This window comes from Pseudoalteromonas piscicida, assembly GCF_000238315.3.
GTDB classification, from domain to species: Bacteria; Pseudomonadota; Gammaproteobacteria; order Enterobacterales; family Alteromonadaceae; genus Pseudoalteromonas; species Pseudoalteromonas piscicida.
This window is the reverse complement of sequence record NZ_CP011924.1, coordinates 2165712-2189837: the sequence shown is the minus strand read 5'-3', so window position 1 is coordinate 2189837 and position 24126 is coordinate 2165712. Positions and strand designations below refer to the sequence as shown.

Annotated in this window: 22 protein-coding genes and 1 pseudogene; 13 read left to right on the top strand and 10 right to left on the bottom strand. The window is 43.7% G+C overall.

What is annotated here, in order from left to right:
- Positions 1-249: 249 nt before the first annotated feature.
- From glyA to PPIS_RS10125, 10 genes and pseudogenes are all read left to right on the top strand, one after another.
- Entirely contained in the window at positions 250-1506 is a 1257-nt protein-coding gene (gene glyA, locus PPIS_RS10170; RefSeq protein ID WP_010372111.1) for a serine hydroxymethyltransferase, read from the top strand.
- Between the two features lie 85 nt (positions 1507-1591).
- Positions 1592-2041 (top strand): transcriptional regulator NrdR, encoded by a 450-nt coding sequence (gene nrdR, locus PPIS_RS10165; protein WP_010372109.1) that lies wholly within the window; start codon positions 1592-1594, stop codon positions 2039-2041.
- Entirely contained in the window at positions 2038-3150 is a 1113-nt protein-coding gene (ribD, locus tag PPIS_RS10160; RefSeq protein ID WP_010372105.1) for a bifunctional diaminohydroxyphosphoribosylaminopyrimidine deaminase/5-amino-6-(5-phosphoribosylamino)uracil reductase RibD, read from the top strand. The genes nrdR and ribD overlap by 4 nt, the downstream gene beginning before the upstream one ends.
- 1 nt (position 3151) lies before the next feature.
- Positions 3152-3808 carry a riboflavin synthase gene (locus tag PPIS_RS10155; RefSeq protein ID WP_010372102.1) on the top strand — a complete coding sequence of 219 codons (657 nt, stop codon included), beginning with the start codon at positions 3152-3154 and terminating at the stop codon, positions 3806-3808.
- A 28-nt stretch (positions 3809-3836) separates the two neighbouring features.
- A complete protein-coding gene (gene ribBA, locus PPIS_RS10150; protein WP_010372099.1) occupies positions 3837-4949 on the top strand; it encodes a bifunctional 3,4-dihydroxy-2-butanone-4-phosphate synthase/GTP cyclohydrolase II in 1113 nt (370 codons plus the stop codon).
- A gap of 116 nt (positions 4950-5065) precedes the next feature.
- Positions 5066-5530 carry a 6,7-dimethyl-8-ribityllumazine synthase gene (gene ribH / locus PPIS_RS10145; RefSeq protein WP_010372096.1) on the top strand — a complete coding sequence of 155 codons (465 nt, stop codon included), beginning with the start codon at positions 5066-5068 and terminating at the stop codon, positions 5528-5530.
- Positions 5531-5541: 11 nt separating this feature from the next.
- Positions 5542-5952, top strand: coding sequence for a transcription antitermination factor NusB (gene nusB, locus PPIS_RS10140; protein WP_010372094.1), 411 nt, complete (start codon positions 5542-5544; stop codon positions 5950-5952).
- Positions 5953-5995: 43 nt separating this feature from the next.
- Positions 5996-6958, top strand: a complete 963-nt coding sequence (thiL, locus tag PPIS_RS10135; protein ID WP_010372092.1) for a thiamine-phosphate kinase — start codon at positions 5996-5998, stop codon at positions 6956-6958.
- 8 nt (positions 6959-6966) lie between these two features.
- A pseudogene (locus PPIS_RS10130) lies at positions 6967-7450 on the top strand (phosphatidylglycerophosphatase A family protein).
- A gap of 24 nt (positions 7451-7474) precedes the next feature.
- Complete coding sequence (locus PPIS_RS10125; protein WP_010372087.1) at positions 7475-10555, top strand: ligand-binding sensor domain-containing diguanylate cyclase; 3081 nt, start codon at positions 7475-7477, stop codon at positions 10553-10555.
- A gap of 104 nt (positions 10556-10659) precedes the next feature.
- On the opposite strand, the gene dxs is transcribed toward PPIS_RS10125, so the two are convergent.
- The 3 genes from dxs to xseB form a co-directional block, all read right to left on the bottom strand.
- Entirely contained in the window at positions 10660-12525 is a 1866-nt protein-coding gene (gene dxs, locus PPIS_RS10120) for a 1-deoxy-D-xylulose-5-phosphate synthase (RefSeq protein ID WP_010372085.1), read from the bottom strand.
- A 166-nt stretch (positions 12526-12691) separates the two neighbouring features.
- On the bottom strand, positions 12692-13591 hold the full coding sequence (gene ispA / locus PPIS_RS10115) for a (2E,6E)-farnesyl diphosphate synthase (RefSeq protein WP_010372083.1): 900 nt from the start codon (positions 13589-13591) through the stop codon (positions 12692-12694).
- Positions 13591-13830 (bottom strand): exodeoxyribonuclease VII small subunit, encoded by a 240-nt coding sequence (xseB, locus tag PPIS_RS10110; protein WP_010372081.1) that lies wholly within the window; start codon positions 13828-13830, stop codon positions 13591-13593. Before xseB ends, ispA begins: the two co-directional genes overlap by 1 nt.
- Positions 13831-14064: 234 nt before the next feature.
- Here xseB and pomA point away from each other — a divergent pair, with 234 nt between their 5' ends.
- The 3 genes from pomA (at position 14065) to PPIS_RS10095 (ending at position 16500) form a co-directional block, all read left to right on the top strand.
- Positions 14065-14832: a flagellar motor protein PomA gene (gene pomA / locus PPIS_RS10105; protein ID WP_010372079.1), complete on the top strand. Its 768-nt coding sequence runs from the start codon at positions 14065-14067 to the stop codon at positions 14830-14832.
- 2 nt (positions 14833-14834) lie between these two features.
- Complete coding sequence (locus PPIS_RS10100; RefSeq protein ID WP_010372077.1) at positions 14835-15764, top strand: flagellar motor protein MotB; 930 nt, start codon at positions 14835-14837, stop codon at positions 15762-15764.
- 223 nt (positions 15765-15987) lie between these two features.
- Positions 15988-16500 (top strand): hypothetical protein, encoded by a 513-nt coding sequence (locus tag PPIS_RS10095; RefSeq protein WP_010372074.1) that lies wholly within the window; start codon positions 15988-15990, stop codon positions 16498-16500.
- A gap of 23 nt (positions 16501-16523) precedes the next feature.
- On the opposite strand, the gene PPIS_RS10090 is transcribed toward PPIS_RS10095, so the two are convergent.
- From PPIS_RS10090 to PPIS_RS10060, 7 genes are all read right to left on the bottom strand, one after another.
- Entirely contained in the window at positions 16524-17726 is a 1203-nt protein-coding gene (locus tag PPIS_RS10090; protein ID WP_026345571.1) for an aromatic amino acid transport family protein, read from the bottom strand.
- Positions 17727-17979: 253 nt separating this feature from the next.
- The gene (locus tag PPIS_RS10085) at positions 17980-19056 is read right to left on the bottom strand and encodes a tetratricopeptide repeat protein (protein ID WP_010372068.1); all 1077 of its coding nucleotides are present in this window, start codon (positions 19054-19056) and stop codon (positions 17980-17982) included.
- Positions 19057-19260: 204 nt separating this feature from the next.
- A complete protein-coding gene (gene lipA, locus PPIS_RS10080) occupies positions 19261-20226 on the bottom strand; it encodes a lipoyl synthase (protein ID WP_010372064.1) in 966 nt (321 codons plus the stop codon).
- On the bottom strand, positions 20223-20876 hold the full coding sequence (gene lipB, locus PPIS_RS10075; protein ID WP_010372061.1) for a lipoyl(octanoyl) transferase LipB: 654 nt from the start codon (positions 20874-20876) through the stop codon (positions 20223-20225). Before lipB ends, lipA begins: the two co-directional genes overlap by 4 nt.
- A gap of 19 nt (positions 20877-20895) precedes the next feature.
- On the bottom strand, positions 20896-21174 hold the full coding sequence (gene ybeD / locus PPIS_RS10070; RefSeq protein ID WP_010372058.1) for a DUF493 family protein YbeD: 279 nt from the start codon (positions 21172-21174) through the stop codon (positions 20896-20898).
- A 759-nt stretch (positions 21175-21933) separates the two neighbouring features.
- Positions 21934-22515 carry a hypothetical protein gene (locus PPIS_RS10065; protein ID WP_010372055.1) on the bottom strand — a complete coding sequence of 194 codons (582 nt, stop codon included), beginning with the start codon at positions 22513-22515 and terminating at the stop codon, positions 21934-21936.
- A gap of 419 nt (positions 22516-22934) precedes the next feature.
- Positions 22935-24098 (bottom strand): serine hydrolase, encoded by a 1164-nt coding sequence (locus tag PPIS_RS10060; protein WP_010372052.1) that lies wholly within the window; start codon positions 24096-24098, stop codon positions 22935-22937.
- Between the last annotated feature and the right edge of the window lie 28 nt (positions 24099-24126).

Below are 24126 nucleotides of genomic sequence, written 5' to 3'. Positions count from 1 at the left end.
GCCTGTCTGAGTGGGTAGAACGCCCACTCAGATAAGGTCAATTTCAAGACTATATTAGCTTTTCAAATACAACTTAGGTTGTCTTATTTAAAATATTAATGTTTAAATAAAAAAATATCATCGCGATAGGGGTGTGAAATAAATTCAATCCCTGCTTAAATATGCCCATGCTGATTTCATAGGCAAACTGGTTATCTTGTGATGCTAGATTGTCTTTAAAAATACCCTTACGTTTACCTAGGAGAAACCATGTTAGAACGTAACATGAATATTGCAGATTTTGACCCAGAACTATTTGCAGCGATTGAAGCAGAAACTTCACGTCAAGAAGAGCACATCGAGCTTATCGCTTCTGAGAACTACTGTAGCCCACGTGTACTTGAAGCGCAGGGTTCTCAGCTAACAAACAAGTATGCTGAAGGTTACCCAGGTAAGCGTTATTACGGTGGTTGTGAGCACGTTGATGTGGTTGAGCAACTCGCGATTGACCGTGCCAATGCGCTATTTGGTTCGACTTACGCAAACGTTCAGCCTCACGCAGGCTCACAAGCAAACGCGGCGGTATTCCAAGCGCTACTTCAGCCACATGACACTGTGCTAGGTATGAGCCTTGCTCACGGTGGTCACTTAACGCACGGTTCACACGTAAACTTCTCTGGTAAAACGTACAATGCTATTCAGTACGGTTTAAACGAAGAAACTGGCGAAATCGATTACGCGCAAGTTGAAGCGTTAGCACTTGAGCACAAGCCAAAAATGATCATCGGTGGTTTCTCTGCGTACTCAGGTATCGTTGACTGGGCTAAGTTCCGCGAAATCGCTGATAAAGTAGGTGCTTACCTACTTGTTGATATGGCGCACGTTGCAGGTCTTGTTGCCGCTGGTATTTACCCAAGCCCAGTGCCTCATGCACACGTTGTAACAACAACAACGCACAAAACGCTGGCGGGTCCTCGTGGTGGTCTTATCATCTCTGCTTGTGATGATGAAGAAATCTATAAAAAGCTAAACTCTGCCGTATTCCCTGGTGGTCAAGGTGGTCCTCTATGTCACGTTATCGCTGCAAAAGCGGTTGCGTTCAAAGAAGCACTACAGCCAGAGTTCAAGTCATACCAAGAGCAAGTGGTTAAAAATGCACAAGCTATGGTTGCGGTACTTCAGGAGCGTGGTTATAAAGTGGTTTCTGGCAAAACTGAAAACCACCTGTTCCTACTTGATCTGATTGATAAAGACATCACAGGTAAAGATGCAGATGCAGCGCTTGGCCGTGCAAACATCACAGTAAACAAAAACTCTGTACCAAACGATCCACGTTCACCGTTCGTTACTTCTGGTCTGCGTATCGGTTCTCCTGCGATCACTCGTCGTGGCTTCAAAGAAGCTGAGTCGAAAGAGCTTGCTGGCTGGATCTGTGACGTACTAGACAACATCAATGATGAGTCTGTACAGGCACAAGTGAAAGAAAAAGTAAAAGCAATTTGCGCTAAATTACCTGTTTACGCATAATTTCGCTCACAAAAAAGCAGTTTTTTGTTATGATTAAGGCCGCATTCAAGCGGCCTTTTTTGTTTTTGAGTCAACGAGAGCGTCTATGCATTGTCCATTCTGTACAGCCAAAGATACCAAAGTGATAGATTCACGTTTGGTTGCTTCCGGCCACCAAGTCCGTCGCCGTCGTGAGTGTATTTTATGCCACGAACGCTTTACCACTTTTGAAGGTGCAGAGCTCTTAATGCCGCGCGTAATAAAGCAAGATGGAACCAGAGAGCCTTTCAATGAAGATAAGTTACTTAATGGCATGCACCGAGCGCTGGAAAAGCGCCCCGTCAGCACAGAACAAATAGAAGAAGTGGTACACCAGATTAAATCTCAAATTCGTGGTACGGGCGAACGTGAAGTACCAAGCGACATGATTGGCGAATGTATTATGGAAGCCCTCAAAAAGCTCGATAAAGTGGCTTATGTGCGATTTGCTTCGGTATATCGCTCTTTCGAAGATATTCGTGAGTTTGGTGAAGAAATTGCGAGGTTGGGGGATTGAGCCAATTCACAGCGCAAGATCATGATTTCATGAGCCGTGCCATCACGCTAGCAAAGCGCGGTAAATACACCACAACACCCAATCCAAACGTCGGCTGTGTGATCGTAAAAGACGGTGAAATCGTCGGCGAAGGCGCGCACTTAAAAGCAGGTGAAGGCCATGCTGAAGTGCATGCGCTTAAGCAAGCTGGAGCTAAAGCCGCTGATGCAACTGCCTATGTAACACTTGAGCCATGTAGTCACTATGGCAGAACGCCGCCGTGTGCTAAAGGTCTGATTGACGCAGGCGTCAGCAGAGTGGTTGCAGCTATGGTTGATCCAAACCCACAAGTTGCTGGGCGTGGATTGGCAATGTTAGAGGCCGCGGGAATTGAAACGGCTTTTGGTTTGCTAGAGCCACAAGCAAGGGCGCTAAATACTGGTTTCTTGAAGCGAATGGAGTATGGGTTGCCGTTCGTGACCTGTAAGCTTGCTGCTTCTCTTGATGGCAAAACTACATTAACCAATGGCCAGAGCAAGTGGATTACCTCAGCGGCAGCGCGCTTAGACGTACAGCGCCACCGCGCGCAAAGCTGCGTGGTCTTGACCGGAGCGGATACGGTTATGGTAGACAATGCAAGACTCAATGTTCGTGAAGAGTTTTTGCAAGACACCGATTATCCTCAACCTGAGCTACGCCAGCCGATACGTGCGATTATTGACTCACAAAATCGTCTGACACCAGATCTTGCGCTATTTAAAATTGCATCTCCAGTGATTATTTTTCGCCGTACTATTGATAATTCAGCGCAATGGCCTCATTTCGTAGAGCAAATTGTCGTGCCTGAAATCAACGGTAAGCTTGACCTAAAAGCCGTGCTCAACAAGCTGGCTGAAAAGCACTGTAATTATGTTTGGCTTGAGGCTGGCGCCACCCTTGCGGGGGTAATGCATGAACAAGGGCTAATTGATGAATATATCATCTATTTGGCACCGAAAATAATTGGCGCTGGAAAAGGGCTGTTTAACACCACACCACTGAGTGCCATGTCGCAAATACCAGAGTTAGTGTTTGGCGACGTTTGCCAAGTGGGACCTGATCTCAAACTTATCGCGACTAAAGAGAAGTAAAATGTTTACAGGTATTATCGAAGCAACAGGAACATTAACTCAATTGCAGCTCAAGGGCGGCGATTTAATTGTTCGTGTGACCACGACATCTCTTGATATGAGCGATGTAAACTTGGGTGATAGCATTGCCACTAACGGGGTCTGCCTGACCGTAACTGAGAAGTTTCATGATGGCTTCAAAGCCGATGTTTCTAACGAAACCTTAAGTTTGACGCGTTTTGCCGAGTACCAACAAGGCCAAAAGGTCAATCTTGAAAAGGCACTGCAGCCGATTTCACGCCTAGGTGGTCATTTGGTTTCTGGCCATGTGGATGGTATTGCTGAAGTGGTAGAGATAACCGCTAATGCCAGAGCGACTGATTATTGGCTAGCTGCGCCGTCATCGCTAATGAAGTATATTCCGTATAAAGGCTCGGTTGCCATTGATGGTATCAGTTTGACGGTCAATGCCGTGGAACAAAACCGCTTTAAACTGACCATTGTGCCTCACACGGCGCAAGAAACGACGATTGCAGGTTTTCAAGTCGGGTCAAAACTAAACTTAGAGGTTGATCAAATCGCCCGCTACCTCGAAAGACTAATTCAGGGTGAGCCAAGCGCTGCCAGCGAGTCCACTCTCACAACCAGTCTATTGGCGAAAGCTGGCTTTATAAAGTAGCCACAGACAAAGTAAAAATGGGAAAACTATGAGTTTAAATAGTGCTGAGGAAATCATCGCGGACATTAAAGCCGGTAAAATGGTTATTTTGATGGATGATGAAGACCGAGAAAATGAAGGTGATCTGATCATTGCAGCAGAGCACATTACACCAGATGCAATTAATTTCATGGCAACATATGGTCGCGGGTTAATCTGTTTAACCATGACACAGGAGCGCTGTGAGCAGCTGAACTTGCCACTAATGGTGAAAACCAATGGCGCTCAGTTCTCTACCAACTTTACTTTGTCTATTGAAGCTGCGAAAGGCGTAACTACTGGGATTTCAGCGGCAGATCGTGCTCGTACAGTGCAAGCTGCAGTTGCCAAAGGTGCAGTGCCTGAAGATATCGTACAACCTGGTCATATCTTCCCAATCATGGCGCAACCAGGCGGCGTTTTAACGCGTGCAGGTCATACTGAAGCTGGATGTGATTTAGCACGTTTGGCGGGATTGGAGCCTGCATCTGTGATTGTTGAAATTCTCAATCCAGACGGCACTATGGCACGTCGCCCACAACTAGAAGTATTTGCAAAAGAACACGATATTAAAATCGGCACCATTGCTGATTTAATTGAGTATCGTAACTTAAACGAAACTACTATCGAAAAAGTAGCAGAGTGTAAACTGCCTACTGAGTTCGGTGAGTTTAATCTGGTGACGTACAAAGACACCATTGATAATCAACTTCACTATGCGATGGTTAAGGGCGAGATCAAATCGGAAGAAGCCAATTTAGTGCGTGTGCATTTGCAAAGCACGTTTAACGATATTCTTCATTCAGATCGCAGTGCGGATAGAAGCTGGACGCTGCAAAGTGCCATGAAGCACATCGCTGACAACGAAGGTGTATTAGTCATTCTTGGTAAGCAAGAACACAGCGAAGAAATGGAAGCGCTAGTTAAGGCGTTTGCTGCGGAAGATGCGGGCGAACAGGTGAACTACCGTAAATTCCAAGGTACTTCGCGCACCGTAGGTGTGGGGTCGCAAATTTTGGCTGATTTAGGCATTCAGAAAATGCGCCTAATGAGTCTACCGAAAAAATATCATGCACTGTCTGGTTTCCACTTAGAAGTGGTTGAATACGTCGAACCAAAATAATTCCAAAATGCCAAATTGATCGCAATCGCCTATATTCTGATAGTAGGCGATTGCCACATTACTGTGCTATCATGCGCCTCAATTTGGCAATTGCTCATACAGATTAGGAACATCTAATGAAAGTAATCGAAGGTAATAAATACGCTCCTGGCAAAAAATTTGCCATTGTCATTTCACGTTTTAACGATTTTATCGGTAGCAGCTTACTTGAAGGCGCTGTAGATGAATTAAAACGTACCGGTGGTGTTAGCGATGAAGACATCACGGTTGTATATGTACCGGGAGCGGTTGAACTACCACTAGCAGCAAAACGCGTTGCGATGAAAAAAGAGCACGACGCGATTATTGCGCTAGGTGTGATTATTCGTGGTGGTACACCACACTTCGATTTAGTTGCTAACGAGTCTAACAAAGGCTTAGCTAGCGTTTCATTAGATTATGACATCCCTGTTGCTTTTGGTGTACTTACTACTGAAAGCATTGAGCAAGCTATCGAGCGCGCGGGCACTAAAATGGGCAACAAAGGGGGAGAAGCCGCCCTTGGAGCTCTAGAAATGGTGAACGTGCTAGAGCAAATTTAAGAGGAATCTCAGTGAAACCAGCAGCTAGACGCAAAGCACGTGTACTTGCTTTACAAGCTATTTATTCTTGGCAGCTAAGTGGTAACCCAATTGCCGATATCGAACAGCAAATGCTGATCGAAAACGACGTAACGAAAGTCGATGTGGAATACTTCAAAGACTTAGCGCGTGGTGTTGTTGTTAACCAAAAGCAGCTAGACGAAGCAATTCGTCCGCATTTAGCTCGTCCACTTGAAGAATTGGATATGGTTGAGCTTGCCGTGTTACGTGTTAGTGCTTATGAGCTTAAATTCCGTGAAGATGTGCCATACAAAGTGGCTATCAACGAAGGTATTGAGTTAGCGAAAATGTTTGGCGCTGAAGAAAGCCACAAATTCGTTAACGGTGTACTAGACAAAGCGGTTAAGTTTATTCGCAAATAAGCTTTACTATAGGAATAGCCGGCCTTGGCCGGCTTTTTTGTGTATGAAAGAATTTGAGCTAATCAATCACTACTTTAAAGGCCGTGGCATTATTCGTCGAGATGTAGAGCTTGGGATCGGTGATGACTGCGCCTTAGTTTCAGTTCCTGCTGGCAATCAGCTTGCGGTAACAACGGATACGCTAGTTGCGGGTGTGCATTTTTTTGAAGATATTCCACCTCGGGCACTTGGTCACCGTGTGATCGCGGTAAACCTTAGCGACTTAGCTGCAATGGGGGCGGAACCTACTTGGGTGTCGCTTGGTTTAACGTTACCTAGCGCTGATTTAGAGTGGTTAGAGGCCTTCACCGAAGGCATGCATGAAATCGCTGAGTACTATAACGTACAAGTAATAGGTGGCGATACAACGCAAGGTCCATTGACTATCACTGTATGTGCAAAAGGTATTGTACCAACTGGTAAAGCACTCAAGCGCTCAGGTGCGCGAGTGGGTGATTGGATTTATGTAACAGGTCCGCTTGGTGACGCAGGGCTTGCTATTGAAGCGCGAAAGCAAGGCTGGACGCTTGAGCCAAAACACTACAAAGCAGCGCTTGAAAAGTTTCACTATCCTGCGCCACGAGTTGCTGCGGGTCAAGTACTCAGAGGCCTTGCTACCTCTGCAATCGATATCTCAGACGGTTTACTTGCGGATCTTAAGCATATTTTACGTAGCTCGTTAGTTGGCGCTAAGATAAATGCCGATAAAGTCCCACAGTCTGATGCGTTGCGCTCAAGTCTTGATGAAGATGCACGCATGCGGCTCGCGCTCGGTTTTGGTGATGACTACGAGTTACTCTTCACGGTCAATGATAATAACAAAAATGCCGTGGAAACCAGATTGAAGCAGTATGGTGTTGAGCCAGTTTGCATTGGCCAAATTACGGCTAATAATGGCGAAATTCAATTGCTCAAAAAAGGTCAACCTTACCAGCTCGCAGGGCTTGGTTTTGAGCATTTTAGCTAGGAGTTGGTTTGGCTAAGCAGTATGTATTTAATTTAAAGAAGCCGCATCAACTCTTTGCACTCGGGTTTGGTCTTGGTTTAGCGAAAAAAGCACCTGGTACTTTTGGTACCTTCGCTGCATTACCGTTTATTTTTGCAACCCAAGGTGCACCAATGTGGCTGCAATGTCTTGTTGCGATTGTCATGACGTTATTTGGGATCTGGGTGTGTGGTAAAACAGCAGACGATGTTAATGTTCATGACCATCCAGCCATTGTCTGGGATGAAGTGGCAGGCTTTTATATTACCATGATAGGGGCGGCACTTAGCTGGCAGTCATTAATCGTTGGCTTTATTTTGTTCCGCTTTTTCGATATTTTGAAACCGGGTCCGATTAGATGGCTCGATAAACGTTTGCACGGTGGCTCGGGGATTATGCTAGATGATGTATTAGCTGGCATTTTTTTCATTGATTTGCGTGCAAGCTTTGTTTAAAACTGGCATTTTAGTCTAACTGTGCTGATGTGATGGAATCGAGATGGCAAGGCTATTGTTTTTCATTTTCACTTTGCTGCTACCAATTACGAGTTTTGCGGCGATAGATGATTACGTAGTTAAACAGTGGAATATCCAAAGTGGATTACCGTCACAAAGCGTTAAGAGTGTCGTTCAAGACAATCAGGGCTACATTTGGCTCGGAACTCAGTTTGGCTTAAGTCGGTTTGATGGTCATCAATTCCAAAACTTCAACACCCAAAATACCGAATTTTTAAATAGCAATGCCATTAATAAATTGGTGGTAGACCGATTTGGCATGCTCTGGGTTGGCACGCGTCGAGGATTGCTAAGACTTAATCCCCAAACCTTAGAAGCTCGGCGTTTCGACCTGCAGGGGCCCGTACGGGATATCTTGCAAGATGAAGATGGCGGGATCTGGATTGCTGCAAATGGTCTGTATTATGTTTCTGCGAAAAAGCTGACGTTAGCCGCCAATAACATCGAACAAAGTACGTTAGATGTTACCCAAATCAATCAAATTGTAGGTTCCGTGACTAAAATGGCGCTGGTGCCAGATGGTATTTGGTTGGTAAATGAGCGTCACTTACTTAAAATCAGCGAATCAAGCAATCGCACTGGCGATGGGGTTCGGCTTGAATTGGCAAGTAAAGTGTCATTACCTGAACAGTTAGCACAAACCATCATACATGACTTAGCTTGGGTCGATGGTAAGTTGTTCTTAGCATCAGAGCTGGGCGCCTATTTTCTAGATATTGATGAAGTACTACGTCGTTACCAAGAAGTGGGTAACAATGCGGTATATAAGTTTCTTAACGATAAGGAAGGTGGCCTGTGGGTTTCCACTTATGGGCGATTGTTATACCGACAAAATAATGGCATTTGGCAAGCTGTTGAGCCAATTCAACTAGATCAGAGCATCTGGTTTGCCGATATTTTTATGGATAACGATAATAATATCTGGCTTGCTAGTTTAAATGAGGGACTTTGGCTTGCTCACTCAGGTAAGGTTGAGCGTCATCATATCGGCCAACGGACAAATCAAGCTATCTCAGCAATTACTCAAGGCCCCAATGGTCAATTGTGGGTAGCTAGCAGAGAAGGTCTTGGAATTATTGGGTTAAATGATAGTTATCAACCTGTGCTCACAAGTGCTCAGTTAAATCGCTCTGTAATACACGACTTAGAATTTATCGGTGAAAAGCTCATTCTTGGTACTGACCGTGGTGCGCTTATTTACGAAGATGGCACACTGCAAAAGTTAAATGAGCGGGAGCTCAGGCAAAATCCGGTATTTTCTCTCAGCCCTTCAAATCGTGGGGGGATGTGGTTTGGTACTGGCAGGGGCTTGTATCGCCTTGATTACAAGGGGATAACGCCGTTTGCCTATAATGCCTTTCTCGGTAGCCAATTCGTCACTTTTGTTGAAGACTTCCCTAGATACGGCTTCATTGGTACAAACAAAGGGGCTTATCGTTACAATGATAAGGGGATCGAAAAAATCGGTTCTCAAACGTCATTGGATACCGCTTATATCACCAGTATTTTGCATTTGGATACCGTGACGACTTTAGTTGGCTCACTCAACGATGGGTTATTCTATCGTACCTCAGAGGGTGATTGGTATCAGCTTGATGCTTCAAATGGATTGCCTTACGGATCGATATTTTCGCTGCATTATGACAAGAGCAATCAGCTCATCTGGGTGAGCACAATGAAAGGGGTATATCGCATGCCCGTTGCGCAATTTGGTCACGTTATAGAGAGTTTGCAAGTTGAACAAGTAATAAGCCCATTCGATAGGCAGCTTGATGGCAGACCAAGCCAATGTTGTTCGGGGCTTGGGCATGATGCAGTGGTTGAAACCGAGTCTGCTATTTTTTACCCCAGCTTACAAGGTGTCGTTGAGATCCCTAAAAATGTCCAGCTTTTTGGTGGTGGGGATTTATTGCCAAGGCTAGAGTCATTGTCTACCCACGATAGAGTATTTAGTACAGAATCCTTAAATCAAGTGATCCAGCTTGATACATCTGAGCGTGATCTAACCATTAATTATACTGCAATCGATTTTTACGCGCCGCATAGTATTGAATTTAGATACAAGCTAAAAGGGCACGATACGCAATGGCGTGATGCTCAATCTCGCCGCGAAGCAATTTATACCAATTTACCACCAGGCAACTTCACCTTTGTTTTAGAGGTTAAGCGCCAAGGGCAAGATTGGGAGCAGGCGAAGGTGCTTAACTTATCCATTACGTTACCGCGCCGTTTTGATGAAACGATTTACTTTAGACTGTTTATCACTTGTGCATTTATATTTATGTTCTATCTCATTTTCTGGGTATTTAGAGCACAAGAAAGAAGGAAGCAAGCCGCACTAGAAGCGTTGATAGCAGAGCGTACGACAGAGCTCAGAAAAGCCAATGAAAAGCTCAATCAGGTCAATACTCAGCTTAAGCTTGTAAGTCACTCAGATGAATTGACGGGGCTACGTAGTCGTCGCTTCCTCTTTGATCAGTTACCAAAAGATGTCGAGCATTATCAGCGCAATGCGCAGTCACTACAGGCTCAAAATAAGAGTTTGGTATTGATGATCATGAACATTGATGATTTTAGCAAAATTAATGATTCTTATGGTCCAATTGGCGGTGATAGCTGTTTGCAGCAATTAGCGACGTTACTCAATACACGAACGCAAGGTTCTGATTATGTCGTCCGTTGGAGCGGTGATGAATTCCTATTACTGCTACGTGACTTTAGCAGAGACTATATCGAAGAGTACGTCAGCGACTTATGTAAGGCGATTGCTGAAACGGATTACCGCTTACCGAATGGTAAAACGACTAAATTAACGGTGTCGATGGGATGGTCATATTATCCATTGCCACTACTAGGTGGTAAGGTCATTGGCTGGGAATCATCTGTGAACTTAGCTGATATCGCATTGCATCAGGTCAAACAACGTGGCGGTGATGGTGCTGCGACAATCATCTTTGACGATCAATTGGATGCATTCGAATTTGAGCAAAGCGCAAACATAGAGTCTCAGTTACAACTTTTGCAAAGCAATGGACTTGCGGAAGTGAGAGTGTGGATGAGGTAATACTCATCACTAGCGCTTAAACTGTCAACCTTGTTTAGGATGGGACAAGAGCATAAAAAAGGCTTCCAAATGGAAGCCTTTTTTAGAACAGCTCAAAGTCAAGACTATGGATTTAGCCAGGCCTTAATTTGCTGGCTTATTCCTTCGCTGTTTAAACCCAGTTCGGCGTGGATCTCAGTTTGTGAACCATGCTTAATAAACTCATCAGGTAGGCCGAGTAGTTTGATTGGCTTTAGATGGCCTTGGGCTAATAGATATTCGCTCACAGCTGAACCTGCACCACCAGCAATCGCATTGTCTTCAAGTGTTACAAAGCGCTCGTGAGTTACCACTAACTCTTCGATAAGTGCGGTATCTAAAGGTTTTACAAAGCGCATATCAACTAGTGTCGCATTTAGCTCTTCGGCTACGGCTTGAGCGTTTTCAAGCAATGTACCAAAGCTTAAAATAGCCAGCTTTTCACCTTCTCTTACTACCTTGCCCTTACCAATTTCCAGTTCGCTCATTTCTGCACTAATCTCTGCGCTTCCCGCACTGCCCCTAGGGTATCTTACCGCAGCTGGCCTATCTAGGCGGTGACCGGTATAGAGCATTTGGCGACACTCATTGAGGTCGCTTGGTGCCATGATCACCATATTAGGAATGCAGCGCAAAAAGCTTAGATCATAAGCCCCTTGGTGTGTTTCACCATCCGCACCAACGACACCTGCGCGGTCAATGGCAAAAAGTACTGGCAGGTTTTGTAGTGCAACATCATGAATTAATTGGTCATAAGCACGTTGTAAAAAGCTAGAATAAATAGCAACAATAGGATTCAAGCCCTCACAGGCAAAGCCAGCACCAAGCGTAACAGCATGTTGCTCAGCAATCGCAACATCAAAATACTGAGCCGGGTACTCTTTAGAGAAGCGCACCATGCCAGAACCTTCACGCATTGCAGGTGTAATAGCCATCAGCTTATTATCTTGTGCGGCCATATCACAGAGCCAGTCACCAAATACTTTTGAAAAGGTCGGTGCGCTGGGTTTTGATTTGGGTAAGCTGTGCACGGTTGGATCAAACTTAGGTACACCGTGGTAGCCAATAGGATCCGCCTCTGCAGGCTTATAGCCTTTCCCTTTTTGCGTTTTAACATGCAATAACTGTGGCCCCTTTAGGTTACGCATATTACGCAGCGTATCAACTAGGGTGCCAACATCATGTCCATCAATTGGACCAATATAGTTAAAGCCAAGCTCTTCAAAGAAAGTGCCTGGGATTATCATCCCTTTTAAATGTTCTTCCATTCTGCCAGCAAGTTCTTTAACTGGTGGCACACCAGCTAACAGCTTTTTACTGCCTTCACGAATATTGGTATAGAAGCTACCAGAGAGGATCTTAGCGAAATGGTTTGTAAGTGCACCAACGTTTTCAGAGATAGACATTTCGTTGTCATTCAAGATCACGAGCATGTCCGGGTTAACATCCCCTGCGTGGTTCATGGCTTCAAACGCCATACCAGCAGTCATTGCGCCATCACCAATAATAGCAACAGTTTTACGGCCTATTGCCTCTCTTTCAGCGGCAATAGCCATTGCGAGCGCTGCAGAAATCGAGGTGCTTGAGTGACCAACACTAAAGGTATCGTATTCACTTTCCTCTCGATATGGGAAAGGGTGTAGCCCATCTTTCTGGCGAATAGTATGCATCTGGTCACGGCGGCCCGTTAGAATCTTATGGGGATAAGCCTGATGACCTACGTCCCACACCAATCTATCCTGTGGTGTGTTGTAGACGTAATGCAATGCAACGGTCAGTTCGACCGTGCCAAGACCTGAAGCTAAGTGACCGCTGCTTTGAGAGACTGAGTTGAGCAAATACTCTCGTAATTCATCACTTAACGCAGATAACTTATGCTGGGGTAATTGACGAAGTTGACTTGGGTCGTCAATTAACGCGAGTAAAGGATACTTGCTACTATCAAGTTTCATGGTATTTATCAGAGTCCTAGTGAGTCTTTGCTGAGTACTTACTCGCGCAGCTCACTTCATAATTATTAAAATTCGTCACCAACTGGTCATAATATTATGTTAGCCAGTATTTACAAAGTACTTGTGAATATTTTCTTAGCTTGGCGTAGTTATTTTATACGTCAGCTTAATATTCTCGATCTATGATGTATTTTGCTAAATCTGCAAGTATTTCTGTGTCACCATCTATTTTCGTAAGCGCATCCAGTGCTTCATCTATCAACTGTTCGGCTTTTTCTTTTGCTTGCTCTAAGCCTAAAAGTGCAGGATAGGTAGACTTATTATGTTCTATGTCAGAGCCTTGTGGCTTACCAAGCACCGCAGTGTCACCTTCTACATCAAGAATGTCATCTCTGACTTGGAATGCAAGGCCTATTGCACGACCATAAGTGCGTATTGCATTACATGCTTGCTCGGTAACTTGCTCTGGGTTGCCGCATAAGATCCCAAGCTCCACAGCACAGCTTAGCAGTGCACCTGTTTTTAGCTTATGAATACGTTCAAGTTCGTCTATGGAAATTGAACGATTAGTAGCAGCTATATCAAGTGCTTGGCCACCAACCATGCCTTGTAGACCCGATGCTTTAGCTAGCGCGGAAATCATTTTTATTTGCGCATGGTGGCTTACTGCGAATTGATGCCCACTTAACAGCTCAAACGCCAGAGTTTGTAAGGCATCGCCAGCTAAGATAGCTGCCGCTTCATCGAATTGAATATGGCAGGTTGGACGGCCGCGCCTAAGTTCATCATCATCCATCGCGGGTAAATCATCGTGCACCAACGAATAGCTATGCACGCATTCTATTGCTGCAGCGGCCTTGTCTAAGTCTTCTGGAGCCGCACCAAACAATTCACCAGTGCAGTACACCAAGAATGGTCGCAAGCGTTTACCACCATTTTCTATACTGTAGCGCGTTGCGGCTTTGATATTTTCTTCAGTATCAATCACATTATCAAAATAGTGTAAAACGGTGGTTTCTACACGAGTCTTAGCTGACAGGAGTTTTTCTTGTAATTTTGCTGACATTAGGCTTCGTTTTCAAATGGCTGTAATTGCGCTTGCTCATCTTCGCCCATTAAAATAGCGACCTGCTGCTCAGCTTGCTGAAGTTTTTGGTTTGAAGCTTTTGCGAGCTTTATCCCACGCTCAAATTGTTTAAGTGCTTGATCCAGAGGTAAGCTACCGTTTTCCATGTCTGCAACGATTTGTTCCAACTCTTGCATGGCCTCTTCAAAGCTCAAATTATCAGGTTTTTTTACCGCCATATGTCACACTGACCCGTAAAGTAAAAGTGTGGCAATTTTAGGGGGATTGCGCGCCAAGGTCAAAAAAACCAGAGACTTTTTGATCTGACGGAGTATCGGCATTACAAGATCTGCTATAAACTCGCATTTTAAACACTTTTTAATATAATAGTGTTAAGTTGTAGAGAAACTTGCCGATAACTCAAACAATAATAACTGCGTGATTTATCACAAATAACTTCCCTCGGAGGACATGTGGATTTAGCAACGGTAATAGGGATCCTGGGTGCCATAGGTTTGATTGTAATGTCGATGGTACTGAGTAGTGATGGCCAGATCGCTATGTTCTATAACACGCCTTCCGTCGTTATCGTATTTGGTGGTTCAATTTTTATCGTATTGTCTAACTTTACGCTTGGACAATTTTTCGGCATTGGTAAAGTGGCCGGCAAGGCCTTCATGTTTAAGATTGAAACCCCTGAAGAGCTGATTGAAAAAGCCGTTGAGCTTGCTGATTCTGCGCGTAAAGGTGGTTTCTTAGCGTTAGAAGAAGCTGAAATTCCCAACCAATTTATGCGTAAAGGCGTTGATATGTTAGTCGACGGCCATGACGCTGATGTTGTACGTGCCACACTGCAAAAAGACATTTCCCTAACGTCTTCAAGACATGAACTAGGCGCGGGTTTATTTAAATCCCTCGCCGATATTGCGCCTGCGATGGGGATGATCGGAACACTCATCGGCTTGGTGGCTATGCTATCTAACATGGATGACCCAAAAGCAATCGGGCCAGCCATGGCTGTTGCACTTTTAACAACTTTGTATGGTGCGTTTTTAGCTAACGTGGTTGCGATCCCTATTCAGGTTAAGCTTGAGCTTCGTAAAGATGAAGAAGAGCGAAATCAGCGGCTCATCTTAGATGCTATTTTAGGCATTCAGGATGGCCAAAACCCGAAAGTTATTGAAGGCATTTTGAAAAATTATTTGCCTGAATCTAAACGTGGCGCTGAGGCTGAGGAATAACCATGTCAGATGAGAAAGAATGTAAATGTCCTCCTCCAGGTCTTCCCGCCTGGATGGGGACATTTGCTGATCTGATGTCATTACTGATGTGCTTCTTTGTACTGCTACTGGCATTTTCTGAAATGGACGTGCTGAAGTTTAAGCAAATTGCCGGGTCGATGAAATTTGCTTTTGGTGTGCAAAACAAAATTGAAGTGAAGGATATCCCAAAAGGTACCAGTGTTATCGCGATGGAATTTACTCCTGGTAAGCCAGAGCCAACACCAATTGAAACTATCCAACAGCAAACCGTAGAAATGACGCAACAGATGCTTGAGTTTCAGGCTGGTGATGAATCGTCTGCGGGTGGTCGGCAAGAGCAGCGGGGCAATAAGCGTGGTGGTGAGTCAGCCAGTACAGCTCAAGAAATGGCGTCAACGCAAGCAATCGCATCCGCAGATCAAGAACAAGTTAATGAGCTTGTTAAAAAGATTGCGCAGCAGCTAGAAAAGCAAATAATGGATGGTGCGATTGAGCTTGAGTCTCTAGGGCAGCAAATCATTATTCGTATCCAAGAGAATGGTTCTTTCCCTGCAGGTAGTGCGTTTTTGCAACCTAAGTTTGAACCTGTGATTGCCGAAATTGCAGAACTACTTAAAGATGTACCCGGTGAAATTACTGTATCAGGTCACACAGACGATTTTAGAGTCACAAACGAACTTTACTCTAATAACTGGGATTTATCGGCGACGAGAGCGGTCGCTGTTGCGACTGTGATGGAGCGCGTCCGTGGTTTTGATAAGAATAGAATGGTCGTGGTTGGTCACGCAGACACCAGACTACTTGTTCCCAATGACAGCGATGCTGATAGACGCCGCAATAGGCGTGTTGAAATCTCAATTTTACAGGGTAAACCTAAAGAGTCAGACCCTATTGAAGTGAGGCAAAATTAATTACAGTTTATTGCCAAATTACAGGGAATTCGCTATTGTTTCGTTTGGTTCTACTTAAAGGAGAAATAGAATGATTTCAATAAAAAAACCTCAAAATTTTAGACTGCCAGGCGGTAATGGTGAAGGCGGTGATGAAGAGGCGGAAAAAAAGCCGTCTTAACCGATTGTAATAATTACTTGACCCATTAAAAAATCATCTTAACTAATAATTAGAAGAGTAAATATGTTAGAGGCTTGGGAGTCGGTTAGGCTTTTTTATATCCAATACAGCATTCCACTATCGCTGATTGCAGTGTTGGTCTGTTTAGTTTTAAGAGATATAAAAGCCGCTCGTTATGCGATTTTGATTGCTTTATTTTATATTATTGGCTCTTTTACTGGTGATTTTATTAGAGCGATAGACGATGAGTTGGTTTATCGCTATATATTTTGGGCATTTAACGATATTGTGTTTATGGCTATAATTGCTGTTTGGGCTATTAAGGACAAAGTTTATATGTGGCAGAGTGTAATTGCTCAGCTCATTATTATACCTGCACCAATCTTACAGATGTTCCGCTTAGTTGATAGGCATTTAATGGAACTTAGCTATTCGTCTTATCTCTACGTTACAATTATCCCAATAGTTAACTTTGCTACTCTATGCTTAGCATTTGTACCTGTAGTTGCTTATTTTCAATTGAAACATAAACGAATGCAAGACGGTGCGCTGGAGAGAATCGAAATAGGCCGTTAAGACCTACGTCGTCTTGATAATGCTTACCCTAAACTAGGAATAAGGCCAGCCATTTGCATTAGCTGAGAGGTGATGATCATCACACCGAAAATGGCGGCAAGTCCTAGTCCAAGCGTACCGCCTTTAACCTGATATCCGTCATTACCTCTAACTTTTCTCTGTTTCCATACCATAGCAACTGGTAGAAATACCGCTAACACCACGAGCGCAATCGCCGCATATCCCAGTGCCATGATAAAACCTTTGGGATAAAAAAGGGCAAACCCTAGCGGTGGTAAAAAGGTAATGAACGCCGTTTTTATACGGTCTTTCTTGGTATCTTGCTTTTTAAAGGCATCAGCAAAAAAGTCGAATAAACCGAGACTAACACCTAAGAATGAAGTCGCCAGAGCAAGATCTGCAAAAACCGTCACAAATAATTGTACGTTGTCGTTGTGTGCGATAGACGAAATACTGGTGACAAAACCTGGCAGTCCCTCACTTGCCATTAAGCTCTCTTGCCCCATAACACCTTGGCTTAGTAGTTGCCAAAATACATAGATGATAAGCGGGAGGGAAGCACCAAACATCATTACTTTACGTAATTGGCGGATATCTACGCCCACGTACTTAACGATTGACGGGATTGATCCATGAAACCCAAATGAAGTGAAAATTACAGGAATTGCTGCAATAACAAGTCCTTGCTCCACTGGCATATCGATAAGGTGTTGGCCATGGACATAGGGAGTCAGGATAAAAAACAAACTCGCGAGCACGATAACTTTAATGGTAAATAGTAATTGGTTAAGCTTATCGACGGTACTTGTGCCTAATGTCACTATGGTTGCTATGATAACAGCAAGCAATACTGAACCGAGTTGGGGAGTGATCCCATCACCTAGTATACTAACCAGTTTGCTTTGAAGTTGTGCTCCACCTCCCGCGATATAAGCTGCGCACAGTGCATAGAATAAAAATACCATAGAAAAGTTAGCGACATATTGGCCCGTTTTACCGAGCAAGTTTTTCGCCAGTGTATTTAGCGTTGCGTCTTGATCTGCGTATTGATGTACTTCCAACATAAGCAAAGCGGTATAGGTCATTAACAACCATGTGATTGCTAATAATGCGATAGCGGTAGAAAAGCCGAGTCCTGCTGATGCAATAGGGAGGGCGAGCATACCCGCGCCAATTGTAGTACCTGCTACAATCAGCATGCTGCCCAAAGTTTTATTCTTAAGCACGTTTTGCCCCTGATTATTATTATCTGGTGAGGCAAGATATAACGAATAGCGAGGAAATGAAACCGTTTTGCTGCTAATACCAATTCGCGTATAAAATTTATGCGTTAAAAACAAAAAAGCCGCATATCAATATGCGGCTTATTCTACTCACTGGTATTTTCATCCAGTGAGTTTGTGCTTGTACCTTTAACTTTTAAATAAAGTCTTCATCTCTCATGAAACTGCACCGTATCAAGCTAACTTACCTAAGAGTCTATTGCGCTCGTACTAAATTGTCAAACCAATCTTGACCTCTCGAACTGAGCGACTTTAGCACAATAAGGTCACTCTCACCGTCGGGTAGCTTCAATCTTAAATGCTCATCAAGCGCAATTGCACGTTCTAAATGGCTGCGGATCTCACCCAGCGTCCGGACCATACAATCTAGCTCCTCAGGTAAGCCTTCGCTAAAATCTATACGAGTCTGGTAACAGGCGATATTCCAATGCATACGAGCTCTGACGGACTCACTCATATCTGAGATGGAAAGTGCGCTTTCTAGCAGCTTGATGGCTTCTGCGAGCTTACCATCTCGGCTGAGTGCTCTGGCTTTTATGCCAATTGCTCTTGCATGGTTTGGATGAATGTTGGTAAGAATGTCATCACAAACCTTAATTGCTTCATCGTATTGTGTGTTTGCAATCAATTCCCTAGCGCGTTGGAGTGCGATTTCTACGGTATTCTTACGTGCTATTTCATACTCTTCTTTAACCTTTTGTTGGATGTCATTGAATTCATCTTCGCCAACGTAGCGCTTGTAGGCGCTAGAAACGAGTCCTACACCACCAAAACCGCTTAAAATAGAGAATGAAAAGATTTTAATCCAAGTCCAAAATGCTTTATCAGAACCGGTAATTGAGTCGTTTTCCCGCTTCAAGTTGTGCTCAACGACCACTTTGATTATACGGTTGATCTCAACGGCATTATCGTTATGCGCAGATGAAAACATCGCCACGGGAATGAGTATCTCATCATTGTTTTGATGGTGGGAGTCGTGCTCCCCATTTTGATATGATTTAAATGCATACTTACTGACTGGGCTGAAGTCAGCAGCGCCCGCCATGGTGAGCACACCGATTGCCATAAATGCTGAGATCACACCGGCTAGAATGACACCGAATCCACCTAAGTCCCAATACTCTGGGGCGGCGCTATTCGCACTCTTAAACTTAGGTTTGCGAAATTTATATGACGACGTTGAACGCATCGCTTGTAGGAGCCCGCCTAAGGAGCCTCCAAGTACCACAACGGCAATAAAAATAGCGTAAAAGCTGATTGGTCCGTATTCCATATTATTATTCTAAGTAACTTGAGCTGGGGATAATTAATGCCTTGTTACCACTAAAACTCTCTGGCTAGACAAGGGTGTAAATTAAGGGAACTTTGGCTATTTTACATTGAATTTACATGAATGCGTAGAGGGGAGAGCGGAAATTGCTCCTATTTACGACTAGAAGCAATATCCGCGTTACTTGAACTTAAGTTCGGAGAGAAGTTATTTTACTTCTTTACCGGCGGCTTGCTGATCCGCATGATAGCTAGAGCGTACAAATGGTCCGCAAGCTGCGTGGCTAAAGCCTATCTCGTCGGCATATTCTTTTAGCCCATCAAATTCAACCGGTGGCACGTAGCGTTTTACTGGCAAGTGGTGCTTTGAAGGTTGCAGATACTGGCCTACGGTGAGCATATCTACGTTATGCTCGCGCAAGTCTCTTAAGACCTCTTCAATTTCAGAGATTTCTTCGCCTAGTCCAACCATTAAGCCTGACTTTGTTCTTACCTCTGGGTGCATTTCTTTAAAGCGGCGTAGTAATTCGAGTGACCACTTATAATCGGCACCTGGACGCGCTAGCTTGTATAGTCTCGGTGCAGTTTCAAGGTTGTGGTTGAATACATCTGGTGGTGTTTCACTCAAGATTTCAAGCGCTCTATCCATACGGCCACGGAAATCAGGCACGAGAATTTCGATTGTAATACCTGGGTTGTGCTTACGGATCTCACGAATACAGTCGGCAAAGTGCTGCGCACCACCGTCGCGCAAATCATCACGGTCAACAGAGGTAATAACAACGTAGCTTAACTTCATGTCTTTGATGGTAAGTGCAAGCTTTTCCGGCTCTTGAGCGTCGGGTTTTAATGGACGACCGTGGGCCACATCGCAGAATGGACAGCGGCGAGTACAAATTGCACCTAAAATCATAAAGGTTGCTGTACCGTGATTAAAGCACTCAGAAAGGTTAGGGCAAGACGCTTCTTCACAAACAGAGTGCAAGCCGTGCTTACGCATTGCTTGTTTAATGCCATCGATACGCTCACTTGATTTTGGCAAACGGATCTTTAACCACTCAGGCTTTCTCAGCATTTCTTCGCGTTCTGTTGGCATGACTTTAACTGGGATCAATGCCATTTTTTCAGCATCGCGGAGCTTTACCCCTGGCTCCATTTTGACTGGTTTACTCATACGTTTTCAAACCCTTCAGTGTATTCGACATGCTCAGCATTAATGCGTTTTAGCATGTGTTTTACCAGACCAGCCCCCGCATCAGCGACGGTTTGAGGTCCATTAATTTCGCTACTTTGCACCATATTCATGCCCGCATAACCACAAGGGTTTATTCGTAAAAATGGACCAAGATCCATATTGACGTTGAGTGCGAGTCCATGAAACGAGCAGCCACGGCGGACTCTAAGTCCAAGAGATGCTATCTTGCTATCGTTGACGTATACACCCGGTGCATCGGCTTTAGCGTAGGCTTCTATCCCATATTCTTTTAGGGAGTCGATAATGCTTTCTTCTAGCCAAGTGACGAGTTCACGTACCCCTATTTTCAATCGTCGTAAGTTGAGCAGAACATAAAGCATTTGTTGCCCAGGGCCATGGTAGGTAACTTGACCACCGCGGTCCACTTTTACGACAGGAATATCACCGGGCGCCAAGACATGCTCTTCTTTACCGGCTTGACCTTGTGTAAAAACAGGCTCATGTTCCACCAGCCAGATTTCATCCGCCGTGGTGTCATCACGCTCATCGGTAAAAGATTGCATTTTGTGCCAAATTGGCTCGTAACTACAAAGGCCGAGTTGGCGCACAATTAACTTACGAGATTCCATAATTAGGGGTCCTTACCAACTACAGGATGTAACGGACGTCTTCGATGCCACCGATCTCGGTATAAATCTGCTCGATATGCTCTTTGCTGGTTACGGTAACGACAAGAGATACGGCTTCATAGGTGCCTTTGCTGCTTGGTTTAACCTTTGGTGCATAATCACCCGGTGCAATAACCTGCAGTTTAGCTAGGATCTGATCCGTCAAATCGACATTTGCAAGGCCCATAATCTTGAATGTAAATGGGCAAGGAAATTCTAAGTATTCATCAAACTTAGTATTTTTAACTGGTTTTACCACGACGGTATCCTCACAACGAACTACTTGCTGACGCCCTTATTTGGCCACTTAGATGCTCTTTCAAGCCTAGAGCTGCCAAGGTCGTCATTTATTGGCCGCATTCTATCATTTTTGGCGCAAAAAAAAACGTTCACGATAAGGGCGTTTTTGTTGAGTCATTTTGAAGCTAGCTTTCACCATTGATTACGTCTTTACAATTATCAAAAACTGCTAAAGTAGCTAATAGAAGGAAGCAGTGATTGCTAAGCCTTCCGAGTCAAAGAAAAATCGAAATACTGTTGTTAATAGTAGTAGTATCAAAAGCGCTGTTTTGTTGCGTTTCAAGGTCTTTACTATGTTTCTTTTAGACAGCTTGATTCTAGCGCTAAGAATTCGTACCAGCTGATAAATGATGATACTAACTACGGCAAGATTGATACCGGTAATAAGCATTGAAGGAGATGAGAGAGTAACAATACTAACCAATAGCAGAATAAATATTGGAATGTATCCAAATGCTTCATATTGGCTTTTTCCGCTTGGGTATTGTTAAGCTGCGTAGCAAGTTGATAAAGTGCGTCGTACAGAGCAATATAAAAACCAAGATACAGTAGTACAGGTTTATTTAAATAATCACTTAATATGAAGCAGACAATAAATACAGCCATGCTAATGTGGATCTAGATAGGAGATTGTTGCTCGGGGTGTAAAAAGTCAATCAGTATCTAACCACTGATTGACTTTTATCTAAATAGGTTATTGCGAGAACTCTAAACTAGTTTAATCAGGCGCAAAAATATTCTCACTAATAATATGGTTTAAGAACTGTATGTAGCAGTTAAAAATAACCATATAACTAGCAGCCCACGTTCCTAAAGACATTGTTAGAAATGGTATGGCACACATAACAACAATGAGTAGCAGGTTAACGGAAAAAATAAACCTCGACTTGGTTTTTAATCTCTCCTTTATCGCGTCAATAGCGGACGTATTTCTTATTTTATACACAACTTTAATAACATGGACAGCCAATAACAGACTGAATACAATATTAAAAAGAGTAAGTAGTGGGTATTCAAGGTGTAGCCCGGCAATACCTATACAAGCAAACGCTAGCATAAGTGGTAACTGTATCCAGTGCTGTTTACAGTAAGCTATGAGCGTAACTTTTGCACAAGCTCCTTGTTCTTTTGCCACTACGGATAATAAATCCCATGCAGTTATAATTAGCGCCATATAAAAACCAATATATAAAAGTAGGCTTGACTTGTATAAAATAGCAGAGAAAAGCAGTAATACTGCAATAGTCAATTTGGCTACTGGTAAGCCTGGTTTTAGATATATACGATCTATGTAGTTCATAGGAAAGCCTTTAGTGTGTATCACCTATTAGATTAACATCTCTCTACTTCTTCCCACTCATAACAGCCACAACCTGTACAGACAGAATATTCTACTGAACAAAAACCTCCCGAAGAGCTACTGCCACCGCCGTCATTATTTCCTCAGTCATGAGGAGTTTCTACACTTCACCATTATTACCGCGGTTGTCACCATCATCATTTAAATATCCTTTTATTTATAGTTCGAGTTTGTACCTAAAATCAATTATTGCAAATTGTTTTTAAATTGTAAAATTAAAGTGGTTTTTCAGCCGTGTGCTATGTTGAAAAGGGGTCTTAGATTAGAAAGTAGGATGTCTGGGAAGCTAAGGGAAATAAATAAGTTTTCAGAAAAGATAAGCCAACCGGTCTGTCTCGGCTGGCTTATCAGATAAGAAATTATTGCGAGATCTGTAAACGTAGATAGTCGTAGATCTTGCTAAAGAATCCACCTTCTTGGATCTCTTCAAGCGTAACCAGCGGGTATTGTGCTACGTCTTCACCCTCAAGCTGTAAGAACAAAGTACCAACCTTAGTGCCTTTTGCTAGCGGCGCTTCGAGTGTTTTATCTAGCTCAAAGTTAGCCTTTAAGTTCTTGCTTTGACCACGTGGAATAGTGATTGGCGTGTCTTCCATAATGCCAAGCGATACGGTTTCTTTGTTACCCATCCATACGCGCTGATCGGCAAAAGCGTCACCAGCTTGGTAAGGAGTAATGGTTTCAAAGAAACGGAAGCCGTAGTTAAGCAACTTTTTGCTTTCAACTTTACGTGCACGCTCACTCTCTGTGCCCATGACTACTGCAACAAGACGCATATCATCTTTAACCGCTGAAGTAACAAGGCTATAGCCTGCATCTGAGGTGTGGCCGGTTTTTATGCCATCCACTTCAAGGCTTGCATCCCAAAGTAATGAGTTACGGTTATATTGCTTTATGCCGTTGTATGAGAAAGACTTTTTCTTGTATAAAGCGTATTCATCAGGTACATCACGAATAAGCGCCGCCCCGAGTGTTGCCATGTCTCTTGGGGTGGTGTAATGCTCATCAGTATCTAAACCATGGCTGTTAATAAAGTGGGTATTAGTCATCCCCAGTTTTTCAGCATGCGCATTCATCAGATCGGCAAACGCACTTTCACTACCAGCAATATGCTCGGCCATTGCAACACAAGCATCATTACCTGATTGAATAATGATCCCGTGGTTTAAATCATCAACACTGACCTGCTTACCCACTTCGATAAACATCACCGATGAACCAGGAAAATTCTTAGCCCACGCTTTTTCGCTAATGGTGACCTGATCAGATGGACTAATGTTACCTGCCGCGATTTCAGTACCAATAACATAACTGGTCATCATTTTGGTTAAACTTGCTGGCGCTAGCTTAGTATCGGCTTCACCTTCTGCAATCACCTTTCCAGTTGTGAAATCTACAAGGAAATAGCCTTTTGCATTGATCTGCGGCGGCGAAGGAATAATTTGTGCGCTGGCACTCATAATAGAGAAAGTGCACACCAGTCCAAGGACTTTTTTAACGATTTTTGGTTTGATAGAAGTCATTATGCTCGCTTTTTTGTTTATCGGCATT

Coding starts and splice junctions, on each gene's coding strand:
- PPIS_RS10095 (WP_010372074.1), top strand. CDS start 15,988: ATGTTAGAGGCTTGGGAGTCGGTTAGGCTTTTTTATATCCAATACAGC.
- glyA (WP_010372111.1), top strand. CDS start 250: ATGTTAGAACGTAACATGAATATTGCAGATTTTGACCCAGAACTATTT.
- lipB (WP_010372061.1), bottom strand. CDS start 20,876: ATGGAATCTCGTAAGTTAATTGTGCGCCAACTCGGCCTTTGTAGTTAC.
- nrdR (WP_010372109.1), top strand. CDS start 1,592: ATGCATTGTCCATTCTGTACAGCCAAAGATACCAAAGTGATAGATTCA.
- PPIS_RS10125 (WP_010372087.1), top strand. CDS start 7,475: ATGGCAAGGCTATTGTTTTTCATTTTCACTTTGCTGCTACCAATTACG.
- PPIS_RS10060 (WP_010372052.1), bottom strand. CDS start 24,098: ATGACTTCTATCAAACCAAAAATCGTTAAAAAAGTCCTTGGACTGGTG.
- PPIS_RS10155 (WP_010372102.1), top strand. CDS start 3,152: ATGTTTACAGGTATTATCGAAGCAACAGGAACATTAACTCAATTGCAG.
- thiL (WP_010372092.1), top strand. CDS start 5,996: ATGAAAGAATTTGAGCTAATCAATCACTACTTTAAAGGCCGTGGCATT.
- PPIS_RS10100 (WP_010372077.1), top strand. CDS start 14,835: ATGTCAGATGAGAAAGAATGTAAATGTCCTCCTCCAGGTCTTCCCGCC.
- PPIS_RS10085 (WP_010372068.1), bottom strand. CDS start 19,056: ATGGAATACGGACCAATCAGCTTTTACGCTATTTTTATTGCCGTTGTG.
- PPIS_RS10065 (WP_010372055.1), bottom strand. CDS start 22,515: ATGAACTACATAGATCGTATATATCTAAAACCAGGCTTACCAGTAGCC.
- xseB (WP_010372081.1), bottom strand. CDS start 13,830: ATGGCGGTAAAAAAACCTGATAATTTGAGCTTTGAAGAGGCCATGCAA.
- lipA (WP_010372064.1), bottom strand. CDS start 20,226: ATGAGTAAACCAGTCAAAATGGAGCCAGGGGTAAAGCTCCGCGATGCT.
- ribH (WP_010372096.1), top strand. CDS start 5,066: ATGAAAGTAATCGAAGGTAATAAATACGCTCCTGGCAAAAAATTTGCC.
- ispA (WP_010372083.1), bottom strand. CDS start 13,591: ATGTCAGCAAAATTACAAGAAAAACTCCTGTCAGCTAAGACTCGTGTA.
- dxs (WP_010372085.1), bottom strand. CDS start 12,525: ATGAAACTTGATAGTAGCAAGTATCCTTTACTCGCGTTAATTGACGAC.
- ribBA (WP_010372099.1), top strand. CDS start 3,837: ATGAGTTTAAATAGTGCTGAGGAAATCATCGCGGACATTAAAGCCGGT.